This window comes from Nocardia sp. NPDC059154, assembly GCF_042755705.1.
Taxonomy (GTDB): domain Bacteria; phylum Actinomycetota; class Actinomycetes; order Mycobacteriales; family Mycobacteriaceae; genus Nocardia.
In genome coordinates this window covers 123,497-143,847 of record NZ_JBHZCS010000001.1, presented here as the reverse complement: position 1 = coordinate 143,847, position 20,351 = coordinate 123,497, and the positions used below count along the sequence as shown (strand labels likewise).

The 20,351-nt window shown below is 65.6% G+C and carries 27 protein-coding genes and 3 pseudogenes; 6 read left to right on the top strand and 24 right to left on the bottom strand.

Annotated features, from left to right (window positions below):
* Nucleotide 1: 1 nt before the first annotated feature.
* Genes ACFXN1_RS00580 through ACFXN1_RS00565 form a run of 4 tightly spaced genes read right to left on the bottom strand, consistent with a single transcriptional unit; the run spans nt 2 to nt 3,634 of the window.
* The gene (locus ACFXN1_RS00580) at nt 2-499 is read right to left on the bottom strand and encodes a YbaB/EbfC family nucleoid-associated protein (protein WP_379437308.1); all 498 of its coding nucleotides are present in this window, start codon (nt 497-499) and stop codon (nt 2-4) included.
* Nucleotides 496-939 (bottom strand): hypothetical protein, encoded by a 444-nt coding sequence (locus tag ACFXN1_RS00575; protein WP_379394517.1) that lies wholly within the window; start codon nt 937-939, stop codon nt 496-498. Before ACFXN1_RS00575 ends, ACFXN1_RS00580 begins: the two co-directional genes overlap by 4 nt.
* Nucleotides 936-1,724: an ESX secretion-associated protein EspG gene (locus ACFXN1_RS00570; protein WP_379437310.1), complete on the bottom strand. Its 789-nt coding sequence runs from the start codon at nt 1,722-1,724 to the stop codon at nt 936-938. The genes ACFXN1_RS00575 and ACFXN1_RS00570 overlap by 4 nt, the downstream gene beginning before the upstream one ends.
* Entirely contained in the window at nt 1,721-3,634 is a 1,914-nt protein-coding gene (locus tag ACFXN1_RS00565; RefSeq protein ID WP_379437312.1) for a hypothetical protein, read from the bottom strand. The genes ACFXN1_RS00570 and ACFXN1_RS00565 overlap by 4 nt, the downstream gene beginning before the upstream one ends.
* 274 nt (nt 3,635-3,908) lie before the next feature.
* Between ACFXN1_RS00565 and dtd the strand changes: the two genes are divergently transcribed.
* Both dtd and ACFXN1_RS00555 read left to right on the top strand, forming a co-directional pair.
* Nucleotides 3,909-4,352 carry a D-aminoacyl-tRNA deacylase gene (gene dtd / locus ACFXN1_RS00560; RefSeq protein WP_379437313.1) on the top strand — a complete coding sequence of 148 codons (444 nt, stop codon included), beginning with the start codon at nt 3,909-3,911 and terminating at the stop codon, nt 4,350-4,352.
* Nucleotides 4,353-4,388: 36 nt separating this feature from the next.
* A complete protein-coding gene (locus tag ACFXN1_RS00555; protein ID WP_379437315.1) occupies nt 4,389-4,988 on the top strand; it encodes an AAA family ATPase in 600 nt (199 codons plus the stop codon).
* A gap of 9 nt (nt 4,989-4,997) precedes the next feature.
* Here the strand turns inward: ACFXN1_RS00555 and ACFXN1_RS00550 are convergent, their stop codons facing one another.
* The 12 genes from ACFXN1_RS00550 to ACFXN1_RS00495 all read right to left on the bottom strand — a co-directional run bounded on the left by ACFXN1_RS00550 (nt 4,998) and on the right by ACFXN1_RS00495 (nt 13,086).
* Nucleotides 4,998-5,816 carry an SDR family NAD(P)-dependent oxidoreductase gene (locus ACFXN1_RS00550; RefSeq protein WP_379437317.1) on the bottom strand — a complete coding sequence of 273 codons (819 nt, stop codon included), beginning with the start codon at nt 5,814-5,816 and terminating at the stop codon, nt 4,998-5,000.
* A gap of 52 nt (nt 5,817-5,868) precedes the next feature.
* A complete protein-coding gene (locus ACFXN1_RS00545; RefSeq protein ID WP_379394505.1) occupies nt 5,869-6,282 on the bottom strand; it encodes a nuclear transport factor 2 family protein in 414 nt (137 codons plus the stop codon).
* Between the two features lie 263 nt (nt 6,283-6,545).
* A complete protein-coding gene (map, locus tag ACFXN1_RS00540; protein ID WP_354830504.1) occupies nt 6,546-7,346 on the bottom strand; it encodes a type I methionyl aminopeptidase in 801 nt (266 codons plus the stop codon).
* Nucleotides 7,347-7,892 (bottom strand): adenylate kinase, encoded by a 546-nt coding sequence (locus ACFXN1_RS00535; RefSeq protein ID WP_379437318.1) that lies wholly within the window; start codon nt 7,890-7,892, stop codon nt 7,347-7,349.
* Nucleotides 7,889-9,211: a preprotein translocase subunit SecY gene (secY, locus tag ACFXN1_RS00530; protein WP_379394503.1), complete on the bottom strand. Its 1,323-nt coding sequence runs from the start codon at nt 9,209-9,211 to the stop codon at nt 7,889-7,891. Before secY ends, ACFXN1_RS00535 begins: the two co-directional genes overlap by 4 nt.
* Nucleotides 9,212-9,379: 168 nt before the next feature.
* On the bottom strand, nt 9,380-9,823 hold the full coding sequence (gene rplO, locus ACFXN1_RS00525) for a 50S ribosomal protein L15 (RefSeq protein WP_379394501.1): 444 nt from the start codon (nt 9,821-9,823) through the stop codon (nt 9,380-9,382).
* Nucleotides 9,820-10,005, bottom strand: a complete 186-nt coding sequence (gene rpmD / locus ACFXN1_RS00520) for a 50S ribosomal protein L30 (protein ID WP_364605587.1) — start codon at nt 10,003-10,005, stop codon at nt 9,820-9,822. Before rpmD ends, rplO begins: the two co-directional genes overlap by 4 nt.
* 1 nt (nt 10,006) lies before the next feature.
* A complete protein-coding gene (rpsE, locus tag ACFXN1_RS00515; protein WP_379394499.1) occupies nt 10,007-10,651 on the bottom strand; it encodes a 30S ribosomal protein S5 in 645 nt (214 codons plus the stop codon).
* 31 nt (nt 10,652-10,682) lie between these two features.
* The gene (rplR, locus tag ACFXN1_RS00510; protein WP_040855278.1) at nt 10,683-11,090 is read right to left on the bottom strand and encodes a 50S ribosomal protein L18; all 408 of its coding nucleotides are present in this window, start codon (nt 11,088-11,090) and stop codon (nt 10,683-10,685) included.
* A gap of 3 nt (nt 11,091-11,093) precedes the next feature.
* A complete protein-coding gene (gene rplF / locus ACFXN1_RS00505; protein WP_379437320.1) occupies nt 11,094-11,633 on the bottom strand; it encodes a 50S ribosomal protein L6 in 540 nt (179 codons plus the stop codon).
* 14 nt (nt 11,634-11,647) lie between these two features.
* Complete coding sequence (gene rpsH / locus ACFXN1_RS00500) at nt 11,648-12,046, bottom strand: 30S ribosomal protein S8 (RefSeq protein ID WP_364605592.1); 399 nt, start codon at nt 12,044-12,046, stop codon at nt 11,648-11,650.
* A 263-nt stretch (nt 12,047-12,309) separates the two neighbouring features.
* A complete protein-coding gene (locus tag ACFXN1_RS00495; protein WP_379437321.1) occupies nt 12,310-13,086 on the bottom strand; it encodes a hypothetical protein in 777 nt (258 codons plus the stop codon).
* A gap of 172 nt (nt 13,087-13,258) precedes the next feature.
* Between ACFXN1_RS00495 and ACFXN1_RS00490 the strand changes: the two genes are divergently transcribed.
* Nucleotides 13,259-14,068 (top strand): alpha/beta fold hydrolase, encoded by an 810-nt coding sequence (locus ACFXN1_RS00490; protein WP_379437323.1) that lies wholly within the window; start codon nt 13,259-13,261, stop codon nt 14,066-14,068.
* Here ACFXN1_RS00490 and ACFXN1_RS00485 read toward each other — a convergent pair whose 3' ends face one another.
* The 8 genes and pseudogenes from ACFXN1_RS00485 to ACFXN1_RS00450 form a co-directional block, all read right to left on the bottom strand.
* Nucleotides 14,069-14,803 carry a helix-turn-helix transcriptional regulator gene (locus tag ACFXN1_RS00485; RefSeq protein ID WP_379437324.1) on the bottom strand — a complete coding sequence of 245 codons (735 nt, stop codon included), beginning with the start codon at nt 14,801-14,803 and terminating at the stop codon, nt 14,069-14,071. It abuts the gene before it with no gap.
* 232 nt (nt 14,804-15,035) lie between these two features.
* The gene (locus ACFXN1_RS00480) at nt 15,036-15,578 is read right to left on the bottom strand and encodes a PIN domain nuclease (protein ID WP_379437326.1); all 543 of its coding nucleotides are present in this window, start codon (nt 15,576-15,578) and stop codon (nt 15,036-15,038) included.
* Nucleotides 15,579-15,670: 92 nt separating this feature from the next.
* Nucleotides 15,671-15,856, bottom strand: a complete 186-nt coding sequence (locus ACFXN1_RS00475) for a type Z 30S ribosomal protein S14 (protein WP_029923637.1) — start codon at nt 15,854-15,856, stop codon at nt 15,671-15,673.
* Nucleotides 15,857-15,859: 3 nt separating this feature from the next.
* Nucleotides 15,860-16,426 carry a 50S ribosomal protein L5 gene (gene rplE, locus ACFXN1_RS00470; protein WP_354830525.1) on the bottom strand — a complete coding sequence of 189 codons (567 nt, stop codon included), beginning with the start codon at nt 16,424-16,426 and terminating at the stop codon, nt 15,860-15,862.
* 1 nt (nt 16,427) lies between these two features.
* A pseudogene (locus ACFXN1_RS00465) lies at nt 16,428-16,520 on the bottom strand (50S ribosomal protein L24); the annotation flags it as partial.
* 364 nt (nt 16,521-16,884) lie between these two features.
* Nucleotides 16,885-17,373, bottom strand: a pseudogene (locus ACFXN1_RS00460) (YgjP-like metallopeptidase domain-containing protein); the annotation flags it as partial.
* A gap of 32 nt (nt 17,374-17,405) precedes the next feature.
* Nucleotides 17,406-17,498, bottom strand: a pseudogene (gene rpsN / locus ACFXN1_RS00455) (30S ribosomal protein S14); the annotation flags it as partial.
* 137 nt (nt 17,499-17,635) lie between these two features.
* Nucleotides 17,636-18,061, bottom strand: a complete 426-nt coding sequence (locus tag ACFXN1_RS00450) for a hypothetical protein (protein WP_379444176.1) — start codon at nt 18,059-18,061, stop codon at nt 17,636-17,638.
* Between the two features lie 129 nt (nt 18,062-18,190).
* On the opposite strand from ACFXN1_RS00450, the gene ACFXN1_RS00445 reads away from it, so the two are divergent.
* Genes ACFXN1_RS00445 through ACFXN1_RS00435 form a run of 3 tightly spaced genes read left to right on the top strand, consistent with a single transcriptional unit; the run spans nt 18,191 to nt 20,053 of the window.
* On the top strand, nt 18,191-18,487 hold the full coding sequence (locus ACFXN1_RS00445; protein ID WP_379444177.1) for a hypothetical protein: 297 nt from the start codon (nt 18,191-18,193) through the stop codon (nt 18,485-18,487).
* On the top strand, nt 18,484-19,695 hold the full coding sequence (locus ACFXN1_RS00440) for an amidase domain-containing protein (RefSeq protein ID WP_379444179.1): 1,212 nt from the start codon (nt 18,484-18,486) through the stop codon (nt 19,693-19,695). Before ACFXN1_RS00445 ends, ACFXN1_RS00440 begins: the two co-directional genes overlap by 4 nt.
* A gap of 1 nt (nt 19,696) precedes the next feature.
* Nucleotides 19,697-20,053 (top strand): hypothetical protein, encoded by a 357-nt coding sequence (locus tag ACFXN1_RS00435; RefSeq protein ID WP_379444180.1) that lies wholly within the window; start codon nt 19,697-19,699, stop codon nt 20,051-20,053.
* Nucleotides 20,054-20,351: the final 298 nt, after the last annotated feature.

Here is a 20,351-nt window from a genome sequence, read left to right as displayed (position 1 = left end):
ATCACCATCCGGAATCGGTGGCCCCGCCCCGTCGCGGCTGCGCCGCATCGCTATTCGCGTTCGAATCCTGGTAGCCGCCCAGGCGCTCCGCGGACTTCGGCGGCGCGGTCGACACCACCGGCGGCTCCGGAATCGCGAGTTCCTTGCTCAGATCGGGCATGCCGGGCACCAGGTCGGCGAGGGTGGGCAGACGCTTGCGGTTCTGCGAGACCGGCGCCATGATGTCGCGGCCGCGGCGGGCCACCTCGGCGGCCGCCTGCTGGGCGGCGTCGGTGACCGCGCGGGCGATCTCCGGGTAGTCGAGATCCTCTATGTCAGAGGAGAATTTGGTCTCGATCACGGTGCCGTCGGCGTTCACCGTGACCGTCACCCGCTTGCGGACCGTGACCGAGGCGGTCAGCGCCGCGCGCTCACGCTGCAGTTGGGTGATGAGGCGCATCTGCTCGCCGAAGCCGTCGAGGATCTCGGCCAGCTCGGCCTTCTGGCGTTCGTTGCTCATTGCGCGGCCTGCTGGAAGCCCTCGCGGTTGGCCTCTTCGGTCGCCTCCAGCTTGTCGGCCGAATCCTTCTGCGACTTCGAAAAATTCGCGAAGGTCCCGGCCATATTGGTCGCGCCCTCGAGAATGTTCTTCTTGCTGGCCAGGTAGCCCTGGTCGCCATTCGCGAACTGGTTGCCGAGCGAATCATTGCCCCACGGCGTGCCGAGCGCGTCCGCCTGAGCGCCGAAGTTGTTCACCACGCCGTTGATGCCATCGCGGACGTCGCCAGTGCGCTGCGACGCCGTGATCAGCAAATCATGGTAGGACTCCAACCGACTGCCGCTCATGATGTCGACCTTGGCAGCCCAGGGCAACCAGACCGTGGCCGGAATGTTAACGGACAGTGCCGATTCGAGCGCGAGGGCACGAGCCGCGGCTACCGCGCCCTCCCCCTCGATCACAGCTCGTCCTCGCCCCGCCATTCCATCTGCTGCAGTATGCGATCGATGCAGCCGCCGAGATACTCGGCGAACCGTTGCCCATCGACGCCGACGGCGATGGGGGTCTCGGGATCCAGGTCGATCAGGTAGCGACCGTCGTCCGGCAGATCCCGCCACAGCAGGGTCGACAACGTCATCCCGCGCGGGCCGTATTTCGATCGGCCCTGCACCACGCGGACGGCTCCGGTCAACTCGGCCGGCGCGGAAAGGAATGCGAGACTGCGCGATTCGAGGGTTTCCTCGAAGGTGTCGAAGGCTCCGGACTGCGGGCTGGCGTACGGATCCGGCTCGGACGCCTCCTTCACGATCGAGACCGCGGGCCGCCAGCCCGCCTCGCGATGCGGCAGTTGCGCAATGAGCACCGCGGGCATGAGCTCCGGTTCGCACTCGAGCATTGTGATATTCCCGCTGTGTTCGAGCGTTTCCCCGGGCTCCTGCTTGATCACGAAGGCCCGTCGACCGCGCCGTGCGGCGTGCAACCGCATGCGGCGGGCCGGATTGTCAAAATCGTCGTCCACCCAGGCGTGTACGCCGACCCACACCTCCGGACGTACGATCGCCTCGAACCCCACACCGAAGTCCTGGCCGAGCTCGGCATCGAGCTTCGCGCGAGTCACCGCGAGTTCGTGCTCGTAGTCGTTGGCGAGCATGGTGCGACTGGTGTAGACCAAGGGCGAGGGCATCCGGCCGTCACCGAAGCGGTTGCACAACACCTTGAATTCGAGGTCGGTGAACTCCCATTTCACGACTCGATCACCGGCGCATGCGCCTCGAGGGTGTGTGCCAGCGAATCGACGAAGTCCACCGGCGCGGGTTCGGCCCCGGCGGTCACGCCCTCGGTCATCACCGCCGCGGCGGGTGCGGCCGCCACACCCAGAACGGGTTGGGCGAGTTCACCATCCAAGCCCGCACGGCTGAACAGGTTGGTGAACGATGGCTCCTCTGGCGCGAACGGCAACGCGCCCGGCGCCAAGGGCAGCACGCCACCCGGTGTCAACGGCGGCACGCCACCCGGAATCGACGGCGTCGCCACCACTTGCCCGGAGGCGGGGGCGATCGCCGCGCCACCGGCGGGCGTGGTATCGCCCGGCAGCGCGGCGGCGGGCTGCGCGGTGTCCGTCGGCAGACCGAGCAATTGCTTCAGCTCGTTCAGCTTGTCCGGCGACCCCTCGAGCGCGGTGAGCGCATTGGTCACCGTGTCCTGCGGAACCCCCAGCGCCTCCGCCAGTTTGGCGATATCACCGGTGCCGAGCGCGGATTGCAGCTGCTGCAGCGTGGTGCCCAGGGACGACAGACCCTGCAGGCCGGTCGAGCCCGCACTCGCCAGCGAGCTCAGCATGCCGGCGATCGACGACAGCCCGTCCTGCCCGGAACTGCCGCCGCTCGAGGTGTTGGACGCCTGCGGCACGGACGTGCCGGGGACACCGGAATTCGGATTCGTGCCGGATGGGTTGGCGCCGTTGGGATTCTGCCCGCTGGGGTTGGTGCCGTTCGGATTCGACCCGGCCGGGTTGGCGGCATGCGGGTCGGGCGTGTTCTGCAGAGGCGGAATGTTCGGGGGCTTGTACTGGCTGCCGGTGTTGGCACCACCGGTATTGGCACCGCCGGTGTTGGCACCACCAGCATTGGCACCGCCAGTGTTGGCACCGCCAGTGTTGTCTTTGCCGCCGTTGTCTCCGCCGGTGTTGTCTTTGCCGCCGTTGTCTTTGCCGCCGTTGTCTTTGCCGCCGTTGTCTTTGCCGCCGTTGTCCTTACCGCCGTTGTCCTTACCGCCCTTGTCATCGCTGGGCTTCTGCGGTGGCAGCATCGTCGGGGAGCAGATCACCGGCAGCGTCGCCGCGGTGTCCTGCAAGGGATCGTGGTAGGTCTGCTGCCACTCGTCGCGGTAGTCACCCATCTGACTCCGGCAGTGCGGGGGCTCTTTCGGCGTCTGCGGCATGCACTCCGCCGTGCATTTCATCCAGTTCGCCGTGTAGTTCAGCAGTTCGCCGGTGGTTTTGACCACGTCGGCAATAGCGCCGAGATCGGTGACATATGTCTTCACCGCGTTCTGAGCGGCTTGCACGCCGCCGGTGTCGTTGGGACTCGACCACGACCCGCTGAGCCCCACGATGTTGTTGTGGAAGTCGCTGGCGTGGCGCTCGATCTGATCCCCGACCCACTTCCACATATCCCCGGCGCTGGCGTAGGGACCGGGCTTCATGGCCTGACCGAGGTCGTAGAGGTCCTTCCAGCCGAGCCACTCCTTGTGCTCGATGCTGACGTCGACCCCCTGCTTGGCCTTCCCCGTATCCTTCTTGAACTTGTTCAGATCGTCGGGGAGGTCGGTGTCGTCATCGACATCGTCGGCGCTCTTCTTGCCCGGCGGCTTCAGTCCCAGGTCGCGGGCCGTCGTCGGCATCGGCGTGTTCTGGTACCGGAAATTGTCGGCCGAAGCATGGTCGGCAGACAGATAGGCACGGCCGGCCGCCTCGAAGGTCTTACCCATGTCGGTGAGGATGGCCACGTGCGTGTCGAGGACGTCGAACAGCGTCTTACCGGCGGCATTGAACGCGTTGGTCATCAGACCGCCCGAGGTCAGCGTGCCAATCTTCTCGAGCGACTCGAGACCCGCCCCGCCCGCTTGCTGCTTCAGATAAAGGAACAGATCGATCATGCCGGCGACGTACTGCGCGCCCTGCTCGGCGGAACCCGGATCGTATTTCAGGGCCCCGGTATCGGCCTGACTCCTGAGTCCCGGCCAGGCTGTCTTGTCTTTGTTATCGTCTGCCATCGGTAACTACTGTCGCTCCGCCCAGTTTTCCGCTATCCGTGCCAGCACAGCCTACTGTCGTGAACTCCCGATGGCGCACAAGGAAATTCGGGGCATGTGTGGCTGCTCGAGGATAGCCCCGCGGGCGCGAACGGGCAGTCTGAGAAGATCGACAGTCATGCGGGTACTGGTGCAGCGGGTGACATCGGCGCAGGTGAGCGTGGACGGCGCGGTCGTCGGGCGGATCGATCCCGCCGCGCACGGCGCGCCCCAGGGATTGGTGGCGCTGGTCGGGGTTACCCACTCCGATACCGAGAGCACCGCGAAAACGCTGGCCGACAAACTGTTCCGACTACGGATTCTGGACGGGGAGCGCTCCGCCGCCGATCTGTCCGCGCCCATCCTGGTGATCAGTCAGTTCACCCTCTACGCCGATACCACCAAGGGCCGTCGCCCCTCGTGGAACGCCGCCGCCCCCGGGCCGGTCGCGGAACCGCTGGTGGACACGTTCGCCGCCGCCCTGCGCGCACTCGGGGCGACGGTCGCCACCGGACGGTTCGGGGCGCATATGCATGTCGAGCTCGTCAACGACGGCCCCGTCACCATCCTGCTCGAAAGCTGACCAGGGACAACAACGCCTGCGGCTAGGGTGGCGGGCATGCTGCTGTGGATCAATGGGCCCTTCGGCGGAGGGAAGACGCACACCGCGTTCGAGTTGCATCGGCGGTTGCCCGGGAGTGTGGTGTGCGATCCCGAGGAGGTCGGATTCGGGCTGCATCGGGTTATCCCCAAGGAGTTTCGACCCGACTTCCAGGATCTACCGGCCTGGCGGCAGGGCGTCTTCGAGACACTCGATCTGGTGTTGAGCAAGCACGGCGGGCCGGTGATCGCGCCGATGACGGTGGTCGAGCCGGTCTACTTCGCGGAAACAGTCGGGCGGTTGCGCGAAAAGGGTCACGACGTACGGCATTTCGCGCTCATGGCGCGTCCGGAGACGGTGGTGCGGCGGCTGCGGGAACGGGCGCTGGGCGGGCTGCGGCACGAGAGCTTCGCCATCGACCGGGTGGATCATTGCTTGAATGCCCTGGCGCGACCGGAATTCACCGAACACATCCACACCGACGAGCTCTCGCTGCGTGAGGTCGCCGACCACATCGCCGCCGCCTCGGGCCTTACCCTGACCCCGAACACCGACTGCAGACTCCGCACCGAGCTACGGCGGATCCTGTTGGGGGTCAGGCATATTCGACTGTTCTGAACCTCGCTGTCAGCGGACCCACTTCGAAGTCAGGCCCGCGACGATGGAACCGTCGAGGTCCGAGAGGCTGTCGGCGACGAAGGCTCGGGCGAAGTCCGAAGTCTGCCAGCGGAAGACGACCGGGTAGGCGGTGAGGGCGGACAGGACCACCTCGGCGACCTGGTCGGCGGTTTGGGCAGTGCTGTAGGCGCCGCGGGTGCGGTTGATGTAGGCCTCGAGCGCGGGGGCGTAGGGACCGGCGGCGTCGACCGCGGCGGGGATGTCGACTCGCGCATTGTTGACGAATTCCGTTGTCACCGCGCCGGGTTCGATGACACTCACCCCGACGCCGACCGTGGCGGCGACCGGCTCCAGGCTCTGCATGAACCCCTCGACCGCGAATTTCGCGGCGCAGTACGCCTCGTTGAATGGCTGGCCGACCGCGCCGCCGACGCTCGTCACCGTCACCACGCGGCCCTTCGACGCGCGCAGATGCGGCATGGCAGCCTTGGTCACCTCCACCACTCCGAAGTAGTTGACTTCCATGGCCCGGCGGATGTCCGCCATCGGCAGGTGCTCCAGGGTGCCCAGAACCGAGATGCCCGCATTGTTGATCAGGGCGTCCAGCCGGCCGTAGTCGGCGACCACGCCCGCCAGGCACTCGGCGATGGAGGCGGGGTCGGTGACATCCAGGCGGCGCACGTCGGACCCGGTGTCCCGGACCGGGCCGGCCTTGTCCAGATTGCGCAGTGTCGCCACGGTCTTGTATCCCGCCCGCACCGCCGCGGCGGCGACCGCCAGCCCGATCCCGCTGGAGGTCCCGGTGATGAGAACAACCCTGTCGGCCATCACTCCATCGAACCAGAACCCGCCCCGGGTCCGCGCCGCCACGCCCGGCGGGTCAGGACGTGGGCGTGAGCAGCTTCAGGACCCGCTCCACCAGGGCCGTGTCGCAGTGCTCCACCACCTCGGTGATCAGGCCGTCCGCCATGGTGAACAGCAAGCAGTAGGTCTGGTGGTAGGGCTCGCCGGCGAGGGTGGTGGCGTAGCCGCGGGCCTGGACCACCACTCGGTCGCCGTCGGCCAGGATCAGATCCGCCTCCATGCGGTAGGCGTCGGCGAACTGGCCCATGAGGGGACGCAGGAGACCCTGCACCACAGCGGTTTTCGGCCCCCAGGTGCCCGACCAGGACCACGATCCGGGAAAGGTCCAGCGGCAATCGTCGGCCATCGCGTCGGTCAGGGCGCGACCGTTGCCCAGGGCCAGCTGCTCGAAGACGGCCCGGATGAGTTCTCGGTTGTCCGTGTTGCTCATACGGTCGACGCTACGAGCGGTGCGGGCATGCGAACAGCGAGAATCCCTCATACCAGGTATCACGAACTCGCATGGGCCGGAGGCGGAAACCACCTGCGGCAGATCCGCTTCGGTCAGATCGATTGCGGAAACCATTGGCAGACTTCGCGAATCGGTCATCTCGAGGGAACCATCGGGGGATACCGGCTGACAGAGCGGGCCGGAAACGACCGCACCCGCCTCAGCCGGGCTGAAGCGGGTGCGGGAAAAGCGCTGTGCGGAGCCTACTCCGGGCGCAGGGTCAGGATGCGCGGGCCGTTTTCGGTGACCGCGACCGTGTGCTCCCAGTGGGCGGCTCGGGTGCCGTCGTCGGTGACGACGGTCCAGTTGTCGTCCAGCTCATGGGTTTCCGTGGTGCCGAGGGTGAGCATGGGCTCGATGGCGAGGACGGAGCCGACGCGGAGTTCGGGGCCCTTGCCGGGTGCGCCCTCGTTGGGCAGGAACGGGTCCATGTGCATTTCGCGACCGATGGCGTGGCCGCCGTAACCGGAGACGATGCCGTACTTGCGGTCGTGCAGCTTCTCGGCGGCGTAGGTGCCCTGCTCGATGGCGTGCGAGACGTCCGAGAGCCGGTTGCCCGGGAGCATGGCGGCGATGCCGGCCTCCATGGACAGCCGGGTCGCCTCGCTGAGCAGGCGGTCCGCCTCAATGATCGTGCCGACGCCGAAGGTCCACGCCGAATCGCCGTGCCAGCCCTCGAGGATGGCGCCGCAGTCGATGGACACCAGGTCGCCCTCGGCGAGAACCTCGTCCTTGGACGGGATGCCGTGCACCACTCGGTCGTTCACCGACGAGCAGATGGAACCCGGGAAACCGTGGTAGCCCTTGAAGGACGGGATCGCCCCGGCCTCACGGATGACCTGCTCGGCCACCTCGTCCAGCTCCCAGGTGGAGACACCGGGCGCGGCGGCGGCTCGCACCGCCACCAGCGCGCGGCCGACGATAGCGCCGGCCGCCGCCATGGCGTCCAGTTCACCGGCGGTGCGGAAGGGCACCACCCGCTTGCTCTTGCGTCCGAAGACCATTCAGCGACCCAGGGCCTTCAGCGCCCGCTCGTTGACCTCGGCGACGTCGCCGATACCCTCGACCGAGACGACCTGCCCGTCGTAGTGCTCCAGCAGCGGCTCGGTCTCCTCGCGGTAGACGCGCATGCGGTTGCGGATGACCTCTTCGGTGTCGTCGCCGCGGCCGCGGGCCAGCATGCGCTCGACCACCACGTCCTCGTCGACCACGAAGGAGATGACGGCGTCGAGCTCCTTGCCGGCCTCCTTGAGCATCTTCTCCAGCGCCTCGGCCTGATCCACGGTGCGCGGGTAGCCGTCCAGGATGAAGCCGTTGACGGCGTCCGGCTCGGCGATGCGCGCCTCGACCATGCGGTTGGTCACGTCCGACGGGACCAGGTTGCCGGCGTCCAGGTACTGCTGCGCCTCGCGGCCCAGCGGAGTCTGCTCCGCGATATTCGTGCGGAAGAGGTTCCCGGTGGAGATGTGCGGAACACCGAGCTTTTCCGACAACAGTTCGGCCTGGGTGCCTTTACCGGCACCGGGCGGTCCGAGCAGTACGAGTCTCACTTCAGGAACCCTTCGTAGTTTCGGTTCATCAACTGGCTCTCGATCTGTTTCACGGTATCGAGGCCGACGCTCACAATGATCAGCACGGAGGTACCACCGAACGGCAGGCTGGACACGCCGCCACCTGCGGAGCCGATGCCCAGCAGCAGGTTCGGTAGCACAGCAACAGCGCCGAGGTAGAGCGAGCCGGGCAGGGTGATCCGGCTCAGGACGAAGTTCAGGTAATCGGCGGTCGGCCTGCCCGGGCGGTAGCCGGGGATGAAGCCGCCGAACTTCTTCATCTCGTCCGCGCGCTCCTCCGGATTGAAGGTGATCGCGACATAGAAGTAGGTGAAGAACACGATCAGGGCGAAGTAGATCGCCACATAGACCGGGTTACTCGGGTTGACCAGGTACTTCTGGATCAGCTCCTGCCACTTGGCAGGGTTACCGGAACTCTTCTGGGTCAACTGCGCCAACAGGTTCGGCAGATACAGCAGCGAGGAGGCGAAGATGACCGGGATGACACCCGCCTGGTTCACCTTCAACGGCAGATAGGTCGAGGACCCGCCGTACATCTTCCGGCCGACCACGCGCTTGGCGTACTGCACCGGAATCCGGCGCTGGCCCTGCTCGACGAAGATGACGCCGACGATGACCACGAATGCGGCGAAACCGACCAGAATGGTGGTGAGCAGGCCACGGCTGTCGTAGATCTGCTTGCCCTGCGACGGAACTCGCGCCGCGATACCCGCAAAGATCAACAGCGACATGCCGTTACCGATGCCGCGCTCGGTGATCTGCTCGCCGAACCACATGACCAGGGCCGCGCCCGCGGTCATGACCAGCACGATGATGATCATGCCGAAGATCGAGGTGTCGTCCAGGATGTCCTTCTGGCAGCCACGCAGCAGCTGACCGCGGGAGGCGAGCGCGACCAGACCGGTCGACTGCAGCACGGCCAACGCGATCGACAGATACCGCGTGTACTGGGTCATCTTGTTCTGACCCGACTGGCCTTCTTTGCGCAGTTCCTCGAACCGCGGGATGACGACGGTCAACAGCTGGATGATGATGCTCGCCGTGATGTACGGCATGATGCCGATCGCGAACACGGACAGCTGCAGCAACGCGCCGCCGGAGAAGAGGTTGATCAGCTGGTAGATACCGGCGTCATTGCCGCCGTTGACCAGGTTGATGCATTCCTGAACGTTCTTGTAACTGACGCCCGGCGAGGGCAGCGACGCACCGAGCCGGTAGAGCGCGATCAGTCCCAGCGTGAAGAGAATCTTCCGCCGTAAGTCCGGGGTCCGGAAAGCCGACACGAAGGCGGAAAGCACAGATCCTCCTGGCTAACGACATGGGTCAGGCCACGGATTCAGCGATGGGCTGGTTTAGCCGAAAAACGCCGAGAACCATGACGGTGTTGGCAGACAACACTTGAACTCTAACAGCGGCACCGGGCGAGCTCGCGACTCGCCCGGTGCCATTGCTATTTCAGGTTACCGTCAGGCCAGCTCGGTGGCAGTGCCACCCGCCGCAGTGATCTTCTCCTTGGCGGCGCCGGAGAACTTGTCGGCCGAGACCTGAACGGCCACAGCGATTTCGCCCTCGCCGAGCACCTTCACGAGCTCGTTCTTGCGAACGAGGCCGTTGGCGACCAGCTCGGCCTTGCCGATGGTGCCGCCCTCGGGGAACACGCGGGCGATGTCACCGACGTTCACGACCTGGTACTCGGTGCGGAACGGGTTGGTGAAGCCCTTGAGCTTGGGCAGACGCATGTGAATCGGCATCTGACCGCCCTCGAAGCGGACCGGGACATTCTTGCGAGCCTTCGTACCCTTGGTACCGCGGCCCGCGGTCTTGCCCTTCGAGCCCTCACCGCGACCCACACGGGTCTTCTCGGTCTTGGCACCGGGGGCAGGACGAAGGTGGTGCAACTTGATGGTCATGCGGAAACCTCCTCAACAACAACGAGGTGGCGCACGACGTTGATCAGGCCGCGGTTCTGCGAGTTGTCCTCGCGCACCACGGTCTGGCGGATACCGCGCAGCCCGAGGGTGCGCAGCGACTCCCGCTGGTTCGCCTTGGCGCCGATGCTGGACTTGATCTGGGTGACTTTCAGCTGTGCCATATCAGGCTCCCTGTCCCGCACGCGCACGCAGCATGCCCGCCGGAGCCACGTCCTCGATCGGCAGACCGCGGCGCGCGGCAACCTCTTCGGGACGCTGCAGCATCTTGAGGGCAGCAACGGTGGCATGCACAACGTTGATGGCGTTGTCGCTACCGAGCGACTTGGCCAGAACATCATGGATACCGGCACATTCGAGCACGGCACGGCACGCGCCACCGGCGATCACACCGGTACCGGGCGAAGCCGGACGCAGCATGACGACACCGGCAGCCGCCTCACCCTGAACCGGGTGGGTGACGGTGGAGCCGATCATCGGAACGCGGAAGAAGTTCTTGCGAGCCTCTTCGACACCCTTCTGGATGGCCGCGGGAACTTCCTTGGCCTTGCCGTAGCCGACGCCGACGAGACCGTTGCCGTCACCGACGATCACGAGGGCGGTGAAGCTGAAGCGACGACCACCCTTCACGACCTTGGAGACGCGGTTGATCGCGACGACGCGCTCGAGCTGGTTCTTCTCGGCGGCACTGTCGCGACGGTCGCTACCGCCGCGGCGGTCGCGACCGCCACCGCGCTGATCGCGGTTGTCGCTGCCACCATTCTGTCCGGCGGGACCGTTTCCGCCGTCGCGCCGCTGACGTCCCGGCATCAGACGTTCCTTCCGTTCGCAGTGTTGATCATCAGAACTTCAGCCCACCTTCACGGGCGGCGTCAGCGAGAGCCGCGATACGGCCGTGGTAGTCGTGACCACCACGGTCGAACACGACCGCCTCGACACCGGCAGCCTTGGCGCGGGCGGCGATCAGCTCGCCGACCTTGGCGCCCTTGGCGGACTTGTCACCCTCGAGAGCACGCACATCGGCCTCGATGGTCGACGCGGCGGCAATGGTCTTGCCGGCGGAGTCGTCGATCAGCTGGGCGTGGATGTGGCGCGAGGAGCGGTTGACCACCAGGCGCGGACGCGCGGTGGTGCCGACGACCTTCTTGCGCAGACGGAAGTGACGACGCGTCTTGGACAGGCGGCGCGCGGTCGAGGCGTCCTTGCCGATCGGCTTGCGAGCGGCCTTCTGCTTTTCGGTTTGTGCCATGGCTTACTTACCCGTCTTTCCGACCTTGCGGCGAACGACCTCGCCGGCGTAGCGGATGCCCTTGCCCTTGTACGGATCGGGCTTACGCAGGCCGTGGATCACCGCGGCGATCTGGCCGACCTTCTGCTTGTCGATGCCGGACACCGAGAACTTGGTCGGGGACTCCACCGCGAAGGTGATGCCCTCGGGCGCGTCGACCGGAACCGGGTGGCTGTAGCCCAGGGCGAACTCGAGGTTCGAGCCCTTGGCCTGCACGCGGTAACCGACGCCGAAGATTTCCATCTTCTTCTCGTAGCCCTGCGTCACACCCACGATCATGTTGCTGATCAGGGTGCGGGTCAGACCGTGCAGGGAGCGGTTCTGGCGCTCGTCGTTGGGACGAACCACCTCCAGCTCACCGGACTCGGCCTTGGCGACGGTGATCGGCTCGGCGACCACGTGCGAGAGGGTGCCCTTGGAACCCTTCACCGTGATGCTCTGGCCGTCGATCGTCACCTCGACGCCGGCGGGAACCGGGATCGGCTTCTTACCGATACGCGACATTGTTCCTACCTCCCTTACCAGACGTAGGCGAGGACTTCGCCGCCCACGCCCTGCTGCTTGGCCTGACGGTCAGTGAGCAGACCCGAGGACGTGGAGATGATCGCCACGCCCAGGCCGCCGAGCACCTTGGGCAGGTTGGTGGACTTCGCGTAGACCCGGAGGCCCGGCTTCGACACGCGGCGCACACCCTGCAGGGAACGCTCACGGCTCGGGCCGTACTTCAGGTCGACGATCAGGGTCTTGCCGACGGTCGCATCTTCGGTGCGGAAGTCGGCGATGTAGCCCTCGCGCTTGAGGATCTCGGCGATGTTCGCCTTGAGCTTCGAGTGCGGAGCCTTCACCTGATCGTGGTACGCCGAGTTGGCGTTGCGCAGACGGGTCAGAAAGTCTGCGATCGGATCAGTCATGGTCATGTGTTTGACCGGTACCTTCCTGCCGCGGTTCCCATTCAGCACCGTCTGAGATCGGCGGTCGTGGGCCTACGACAATTCGGGGCGGTCCAGCCGGGAACGCCCGACTGGAGAAAACGCTTGCGCCCGGAGCAAAAAGCCGCACACGCGAGGCGCGTGCGGACACAGGTGTGCCCGAGCAACCGGTCTAGTGTAGACAAGGGCTGATCAGCGGCCAAATCGAGGCCCCCGTCACACCCGCCGACGCCCGTACCCGACGCCGCAGATCAGTGGGCTGCGCCGAGGCAGAGGGCCCGGGGGATGTCTCCGGGGCGTTCGTAGGAGTAGGTGGCGATGGAGCCCTTGATGTGGTCGCACATGGTCTTGTCGAGGAGCGAGGCCAGGAGTTTGTATTCGGCGTCGGGGCCGGCGCAGGGGGTCAGTTCGACATCGTTGGCGCCCGACTTCCGCAGGCAGTCGCCTTCCTTGGCGTTGTCGACGGTGCGGGTCGCGTCGGAATCCTTTGCGATCAGGCAGAAGACGATGCCGGTGCCGAATGCTCCGATACCCTTCTTGGCCTTCAGCAGGTAGCTGTAGGTGGTCTGGGTGCCGGGGACGTTCTTGCAGGCCATGTCGGTCATGAACTCGGACCCGTCGGGGCGGGCCAGGACGCGGTAGACGGCCGTGCGGTCGCCGCAGTCCACCTTCTGCACGGTGCTGCCGCCGGTGTCGGTGAGGCAGTCGCCCTTCTGGGCCGCGTTCGCGGCGTGTGCCGGGTCGGCGCCCTTGATGCCCACGCAGATGGAGCCGCTTCCCTTGTCGGTGTAGACGTATTCGGTGCCCGCGACGTCCACGCAGCGGTCGTGGGTCTTGCCGGTGCCGGCTCGGTCGAGCACGACGAATCCGGCGTCCGACGAAGAGCAGGAGACCTTGTCGAAACCGTCGTCGCCGGCCTTCTTCATGCAATCGCCCTGCTGGACGGCGCTCGCGGAACCGCCGATCAGACCGCACCCGCTCGTGAACAATGCCAACAGCAGCGCCGAAACGGCTACCACCCAACGCATTCGGAATCCTCCCCCGATTCAAACCGTCGATCACGACGAATCGCCACCGTAGCGTTCTGCGGCGACGACCACCAATCGCCGAACGCCGCTCCATCCTGCCCGGCCGGGTGGAGTGCGGTTAATCTGACGATTCAGCATGCGAATTCGATGAAATGGCAAGGGAGTTGGGCCGGTGCCCTACGTGACCACCGACGACGGAACCAAGGTCCACTATCTGGACACCGAGACCGACGGGCCGGCGCTGCTGCTGGGGCACGGGTTCTTCATGGACGCCGAGATGTGGCGGCCGCAGCTGGACGCGCTGGCCGACCGGTATCGGGTGATCGCGGTGGATGCGCGCGGGCACGGCGCGACCGAGGATGCCGGGAATCCGTTCACCTATTGGGATCTCGCCTGGGATGCGTGGAAGGTCGTGGATGCGCTCGGCCTGGATCGCCTTGTCCTCGGCGGACTCTCGCAGGGTGGATTCACCGCGTTGCGGATGGCGCTGCTGCAGCCGGCGCGCACGCGCGGGCTGGTACTGATCGGCACCACCGCGGCCGCCTACACCGAGCAGGAACGGGAGGGCTACGAGCGGGTCATCGTCAAGAGCTGGGTCGGGGGCGCGGTGCCGATCGACGACATCGCGCTGCCGATGGCCGCGGTGATGATCGGGGGCGACCGGGATCGGCATCAGCGGCCGTGGGTGGAGAAGTGGCGGGCGAGTGACCGCGGGCGGCTCGCGCAGGCCGCGCGCTGCCTCATCGATCGCGAGGCCATCACGGAGTTGCTCCCGGAGATCACGGTGCCCGCGCTGCTGCTCCGTGGCATCGGCGACCAGGCCTTCAACCATGGGCACCTGCAGAGTCTCGCAACAGCATTGGGTGGTCCGACACGGATGCGGACGATTTCTGCCGACACGGTCACCCATATCTGCAACCTCACCCATCCCGAGCTGGTGAATCCCGAGATCAGCGAATTCCTGGACGGCCTGCCCGCCTGATCAGTCTCCGTCGCCGGCCGGGAAGCCGATGGCCAGCCAGCCCGAGGCGGCCGGAATCACCGATTCCCGTACCACAGTCATGGTCCCGGTGGCCGGCGACCAGATCCGACGGGTGTTCTCGGGCCGCCGGACATAAACGGCGCCCGACGCCCAGAGCCGGCGAAAGTCGCCATGGCTCGCCAGGAGTTCCCGGATGATCTCGGCGGTGATACCGGCTTCAGGGGCGACGGCGGAGTAGTGGCGCAGCAGGCCCACGACGACCGTGGCCTCGAATTGCCAACCGGGCAGCACCAATTTGGCGCGCGGATCGCCGAACAGCCAGTGCGGCATGGATCTTGCCTCGGCCAGCCCCGGCATCAGCCGGCGATAGCGATCGTTCGCGGCGGCGACGCCCCAATTCACCACCCAGGCCGCCGGAATCGAGGTGAGCTGGTCGAGCAGCGTCGCCACGTCCTGGGCCGAAGCGGCCTCACCGAGGGTGAACCCGGGCCGCCCGCCCAGCGCCCGCAGGTGCTCTCGCTCGTGTTCGTCGTCGCAGACCGCGTCGGCGAGGGCGGACAGCGCCCGATCTCCGACACTGACCTTGTCGCCCTGCTCGAGCTTCTGCACGGTGCCGAGGCCGAGGTGCGCGTGCTGCGCGAACTCCCGCTGCGTCCACCCACGCCGCAGCCGCAGTTGCTTCACGAACGCAGCCAGCGTCGGCATCTCGACCTCGGTCTCATCGCCCAACTGCATCTGTGAACCCTTTGCACCGGTGAGAGACTCGACTCCCCCGGATTGGGGGTAGAGCGCCCGAGGCTACCACCAGGTTGGGACAGCCCATGATCTTGCTGGAGCAATCGCCGCATTGGAAAGATTGGTTCCCGGCGATGCTCTGGCCGCACTTTGGAGGGGACGGTCAGGTTTCGCCCTCATTCGAACCACCGGCGGCTGCAGGGGACCGACACCGTAGCGAGAATCGCGGGGGTCAGGAGATTGAGCCGGGTGCCGAGATCCATTGGGTGGGCTGACCGGTCACCTCGGCGACGGTTTCGAAATCACGGTCGCAGTGGAGGATGGTCAGGTTGTGGGCTGCGGCGGTCACGGCGACCAGGAGGTCGGCGACGCCTGCGCTGCGATGGTGGCCGCGCTCGGTGAGAGATTGCTGGATGCGATGGGCGCGAGGCCAGGCTTCGTCCGGTACGACCACCCAGCCGAACAGTTCGGCCAGTAGTTCCTTCTTGCGCAGACGGTCGGCCAATGAGGTTGCACTGAAGAGCAATTCGAGTTCGACGACATCGCAGACGGCGATGACTCCCGCAGTCAGGGGCTCGTGCCACGCCTTACGGATCGAGGGATTGGGGGCCGTAGCCCAAAACCCCGCAAAATGGATTTGATGATCGCGGCCATCGCCTCGGCGAATGACCTGCCTCTGTTCACCCGCAATGCCGACGATTTCAAAGGATTGGAACCGCTGCTGACCGTCGTACCGGTGTAGGTGGCGATGGAGCCGGAAGCGTTGCCCAAGCAACGTTGGCGCGAAGAACGCCGAAGGCCCCCGCCGAGTCGGAACTCGGTGGGGGCCTTCGGGTTCGGTATTACCGGGTCACCAGGACCGGCAAGTCACCAGGACGACTTGTGGACGCCCGGGAGTTCGCCGCGGTGGGCCATCTCACGCAGGCACACGCGGCACAGGCCGAACTTGCGGTAGACGGCGTGCGGGCGCCCGCAGCGCTGGCAGCGGGTGTAGGCGCGCACCGCGAACTTCGGCTTGGCGTTGGCCTTGTTGATCAGAGCCTTCTTAGCCATGGATCAGTTCTCCTTGAACGGGAAGCCGAGGTGCTTGAGCAGGGCCCGGCCTTCTTCGTTGTTGGTGGCGGTGGTCACCACGGTGATGTCCATACCACGCGGACGGTCGATCTTGTCGACGTCGATCTCGTGGAACATGGACTGCTCGGAGAGACCGAAGGTGTAGTTGCCGTTGCCGTCGAACTGCTTCGGCGACAGACCGCGGAAGTCGCGGATACGCGGCAGCGCGATCGAGATCAGACGGTCCAGGAACTCCCACATCCGGTCGCCGCGCAGGGTGACCTTCGCACCGATCGGCATGCCCTCACGCAGCTTGAACTGCGCGATGGACTTGGTCGCCTTGCGGATCTCGGGCTTCTGGCCGGTGATCAGGGTGAGGTCGGCGACCGCACCGTTGATCAGCTTGGCGTCACGGGCGGCGTCGCCGACACCCATGTTGACGACGACCTTCACCACGCCCGGGATCTGCATCACGTTGGCGTAGTTGAACTCGTTGTTCAGGGCCGGCTTGATTTCCTCGCGGTAGCGGGTCTTCAGGCGCGGCTGCACCTTGTTCTCAGTAGAAGTCATCTCAGATGTCCTTCCCGTTGCGACGGGAGATGCGGACCCGCTTGCCGTTCTCATCGGTGCGGTAGCCCACGCGGGTCGGCTTGCCGTCGGAGTCGCCCCGCTCGCCCATCCCGACCAACTCCGCGAGAGCACGCACACCTGGCCCGTACTGCGATTGCGAGGAGAGCGGCGTTCACGGTGCCCTGCTCGGTCGCGGTGCCCAGCAGACGCCCAGCTTCGGCAAGCGCTTCGTCATCGACCTCGATCAACAGCTTGGTCATCAAGACCATCTGGTCTATTGCGTGATGGAGTTCGTAGAGATGCATAGCGTATTGCCGCACGTCGGCGATCCCGGTCGGATCACGATGTCGTCTCTAACGACACCGCAGGCTCCCACTGAGACGGATACCGCTGGCGGCCTTCGGGTTTGAAGCAGTCAGCTCACGAGGCGACTTGAGTCGCGATGCGCGCGATCCAAGTCAAAGCCGCATGTGGCGCAATGCTCCCAGCCATACCGCCGCGCCGAGCGCCGCCAATCGCCGCTCCCGCAGCACGAAATCCGGGACGAGCCTCCCGAGTTCACGCCAGAATTCTTCGGAATGCGTGCTGACCCGCAAATGAGTGAGTTCGTGCGCGAGCACCAGTTCGATGAGATCCATGCGCAGCTGAAAAGTGGCCCAGTGAATCGAGATACGACCGTCGCGTCCGCGCAGGCCCCACTTGGCGCCGAGGTCACGAACCATGGTTGTAGGCGTGGGCAGTCCGGCGGCGCGAGCCAGCATGGGCATGGCGTCGTCGATCAGCTCCTCGCCGCGGGCGGCGTACCAGTCGATGAGTCGCCCGGCCGCAGGCTTGTCCCCCGGTACCGTCACCAGTTCCAGCCAATCGTCGGTCAGCTGGGCGCTGGACTCGGCACCGGTGATGACCCGCAGTCGATAGGTGCGGCCGAGGTAATCGAAATGTTCTCCGTCGACGAGTTCAGCTCACGAGGAGCTTCGGTTCACCAGGACGACTTGTGCACGCCCCGGAGTTCGCCGCGGTGGGCCATCTCGCGCAGGCAGACGCGGCACAGGCCGAACATGCGGTAGACGGCGGTGGTCACCGCAATCCACCTTCCGCGACTCCCGCGCGGCCCCGCCTATCAGCCCGCACCCACTCGTGAACAGCGCGAACAGCAACGCGGGAACTGCCACCGCCCAACGCATCCCAAATCCTTCTCTTTTGGGTCGATCAGTCTTTGACGAAGATCTGTCGTACGTCGTATGGCTCTTCTTCGATCTCGTCGGGAATTTCGACGCGGGGAAAGGTCGGTCGTCGCTGTGGCTGTGCGGCCTGCACCGCGACCGGTCGATTGAGGGCCTCCGTTAGGTGTCTGCGTTGCGCGGTGACGCGGGGATCGCTGTCGAGTTGCGCGACGGCGTCGGTGATGGCCGCGCGAGCTTGTGCGAGGGCGAGGGCATGGAGTCGGATTACGGTGTCAGCGAGCTGGGCCGGGCTCAATCGATGCCCGAGGTCGGAGAGTTGGATCGTGCGCAAGCTGCCGTCCGGTCCGACATGGACGGTCACCTCGTTGTTGGCTGTGGACGCCGAGGCGGACCGCGTCAGAGACGATTGCAGCCGCTCAATAGTGCGGGTGAGGGGGTCGACGCCGGTCATCGCTTCCTTACATCAAGATCACTCGCTTAGGATGTGTGATCGATGATAATGAGCTAGGTGGTTTGCCATGTCGATCGCATCCCGATCGAATGATGGGGGGAGTCAGTGGTTTTCGGTCCGGGCGAGACCGTGCGTATCGACGAGCAGGCTTGTCGTTCACTCGCCGACAGTCTGCACACTTTCGGGCAGGACCTCCATACGCTCGGAGCCGGCGGCGTAGTCGAGGGGCTCACCGGGGGGCTCGCCGGCACGCAAACCGCTGGTATATCCCATGCTGCCGCGCAGGCCGTGGGCATTGCGATCCAGACGACAGGTGCCGCTTTTCGCGAGACCGGTGCCACGATCTCGAGTGCGCTCGCCGCCTATACGAATCAGGATACGGAGAATGCGCGGCCGTTCGGCGCGGTGACGGACAAGGACCTATGAGCGGCCAGTTGACCGTTTCGCAGGTGTTGAGCTGGCACCCGGAAATGCTAGCGTCCCAAGCCAAGGAGTGGGATCGGCAAGCCACCGAGCTCGAGACGAAGCTGGATGCGCAGAGCAGCGCGGTGGGCAACTCGTCCGATGCATTCGCTGGTATCGGCGGTGACGCCATGCGGGATCGTGTGACGCAGGACAGCGATTCGGCGCGAAAAATCGTGACCGCGTTGGAGAAAGGCCGCGACGCCGCGGAGATCGCCAGCCTGAACCTCGCCACCGCGAAGTCATTGGTGCAGTCAGGCAAACAGACCGCCGAATCCAAGGGACTCAGTGTGGCCGACGATGCCACCTGCACCATCTCCAGCGCGGCGAAGGGTGCGCTGCTGGTGACCTTTTCCGGTCACGTTTCCCAATACGTCACGGCGCTGGCAGCCCTGGAAGTCGACTGCGATCGCGAGACCCAGTTCATGAAGGCGCGCCTGGCGGCAGCCGTCACCGCGGATAACGATGCGGTGAAAAGCATTACGGACGCCTTCGCCGACCTGGTTCCTCCCGAAGTGTTGTCGGCGATGGTGGCGGCGGAAATCGGCGAGTTGTCGCCGGCCCGCGCCGCCGCGGTCGCCTACGCGAACCAGTTTGCGCTGAATCACAATCCTGCCTACGACGATTATCCGAGCCAGGACTGCACCAATTTCGTTTCCCAATGCCTGCGCGCGGCGGGCTTCCAGGATGAGGGCGACGGCGGCGTTCCGTTCATGCACTACGACGAATCGGGGCGCTGGTACTACAACCACCACGACGACCTTCCCGATGACGAGTCATGGACGTGGACCAGCGCACCGAAACTGCATGACTATCTGCTGCGGTCCGACCCGAAGGCGGGCACCCCGAGCGGAACCGAGGTCAAGACCGGGAAGATCGACGCGACCACGACCGACATCGATCCGCTGGCGCTGAGCCATGCGGGTTTGAAGCCCGGCGATATCGTGCAGTACGAACTGAGCTCTGGCGCCCACGCGGGCGAGATCAATCACTCCGCTATCTATGTGGGACAGAAGCAGGTGACGATGCCGAACGGTCAGACTGTTCTGGCCGACGTCGTCGACTACCACACCCACGACAACGTTCAGGTTCCGTGGTCGCTACAACTGGGAAGTCCGGAGTCCTTCCCGCTCAAATACCACATGATCCAGCTCAACTATCCGGGAGACTGAAATGCGGAAGGCAGCCATAGGAATTGCCACACTGGCCTTCGCAATTGTCCTGCTCGCCGCCGCGGGGCTGGCGGAGCTCATCTACCAGGCACAGTACGGATCGTGGAACTGGATGCTCACCCCGCCGCCACACCTCGAGCACACCGGATATGACCGGCTGGACGCGCCGGAAGGAAGCCAGAAATACCGTGATTTGATCAACAAATACGGCGCACCGCATCCCGTCGCCCGGCGCTGGCCGCTGCCCTATTCCATCGAAGCATCGGAGAAGACCTGCGACGGCAGTCCATGGGTGCTGTACCTGCACGGATTCGACGGCAAGGTGCATCCGTACGCCCTCGAGTCCGGCTGTGCATGAGCCCTCGATCTCGATGACGCCGAGAAAGCTATGGAGTTCGCGCCCGCAAGGCGGTGTTGTTCGCATGCGTGCTGGACGGCTGCGAGGGCTCCAGCACGAGTCGATACCAGACCTGCATCTTGCGACGGGCTAGCTGACCGCGCCGGTTGGCATGAATTCGACCGGGACCGCGGTTCCGATTCGGCTGACACACCCGCACAACGCGCCGAAGGCCCCCGCCGAGTCGGAACTCGGTGGGGGCCTTCGGGTTCGGTATTACCGGGTCACCAGGACCGGCAAGTCACCAGGACGACTTGTG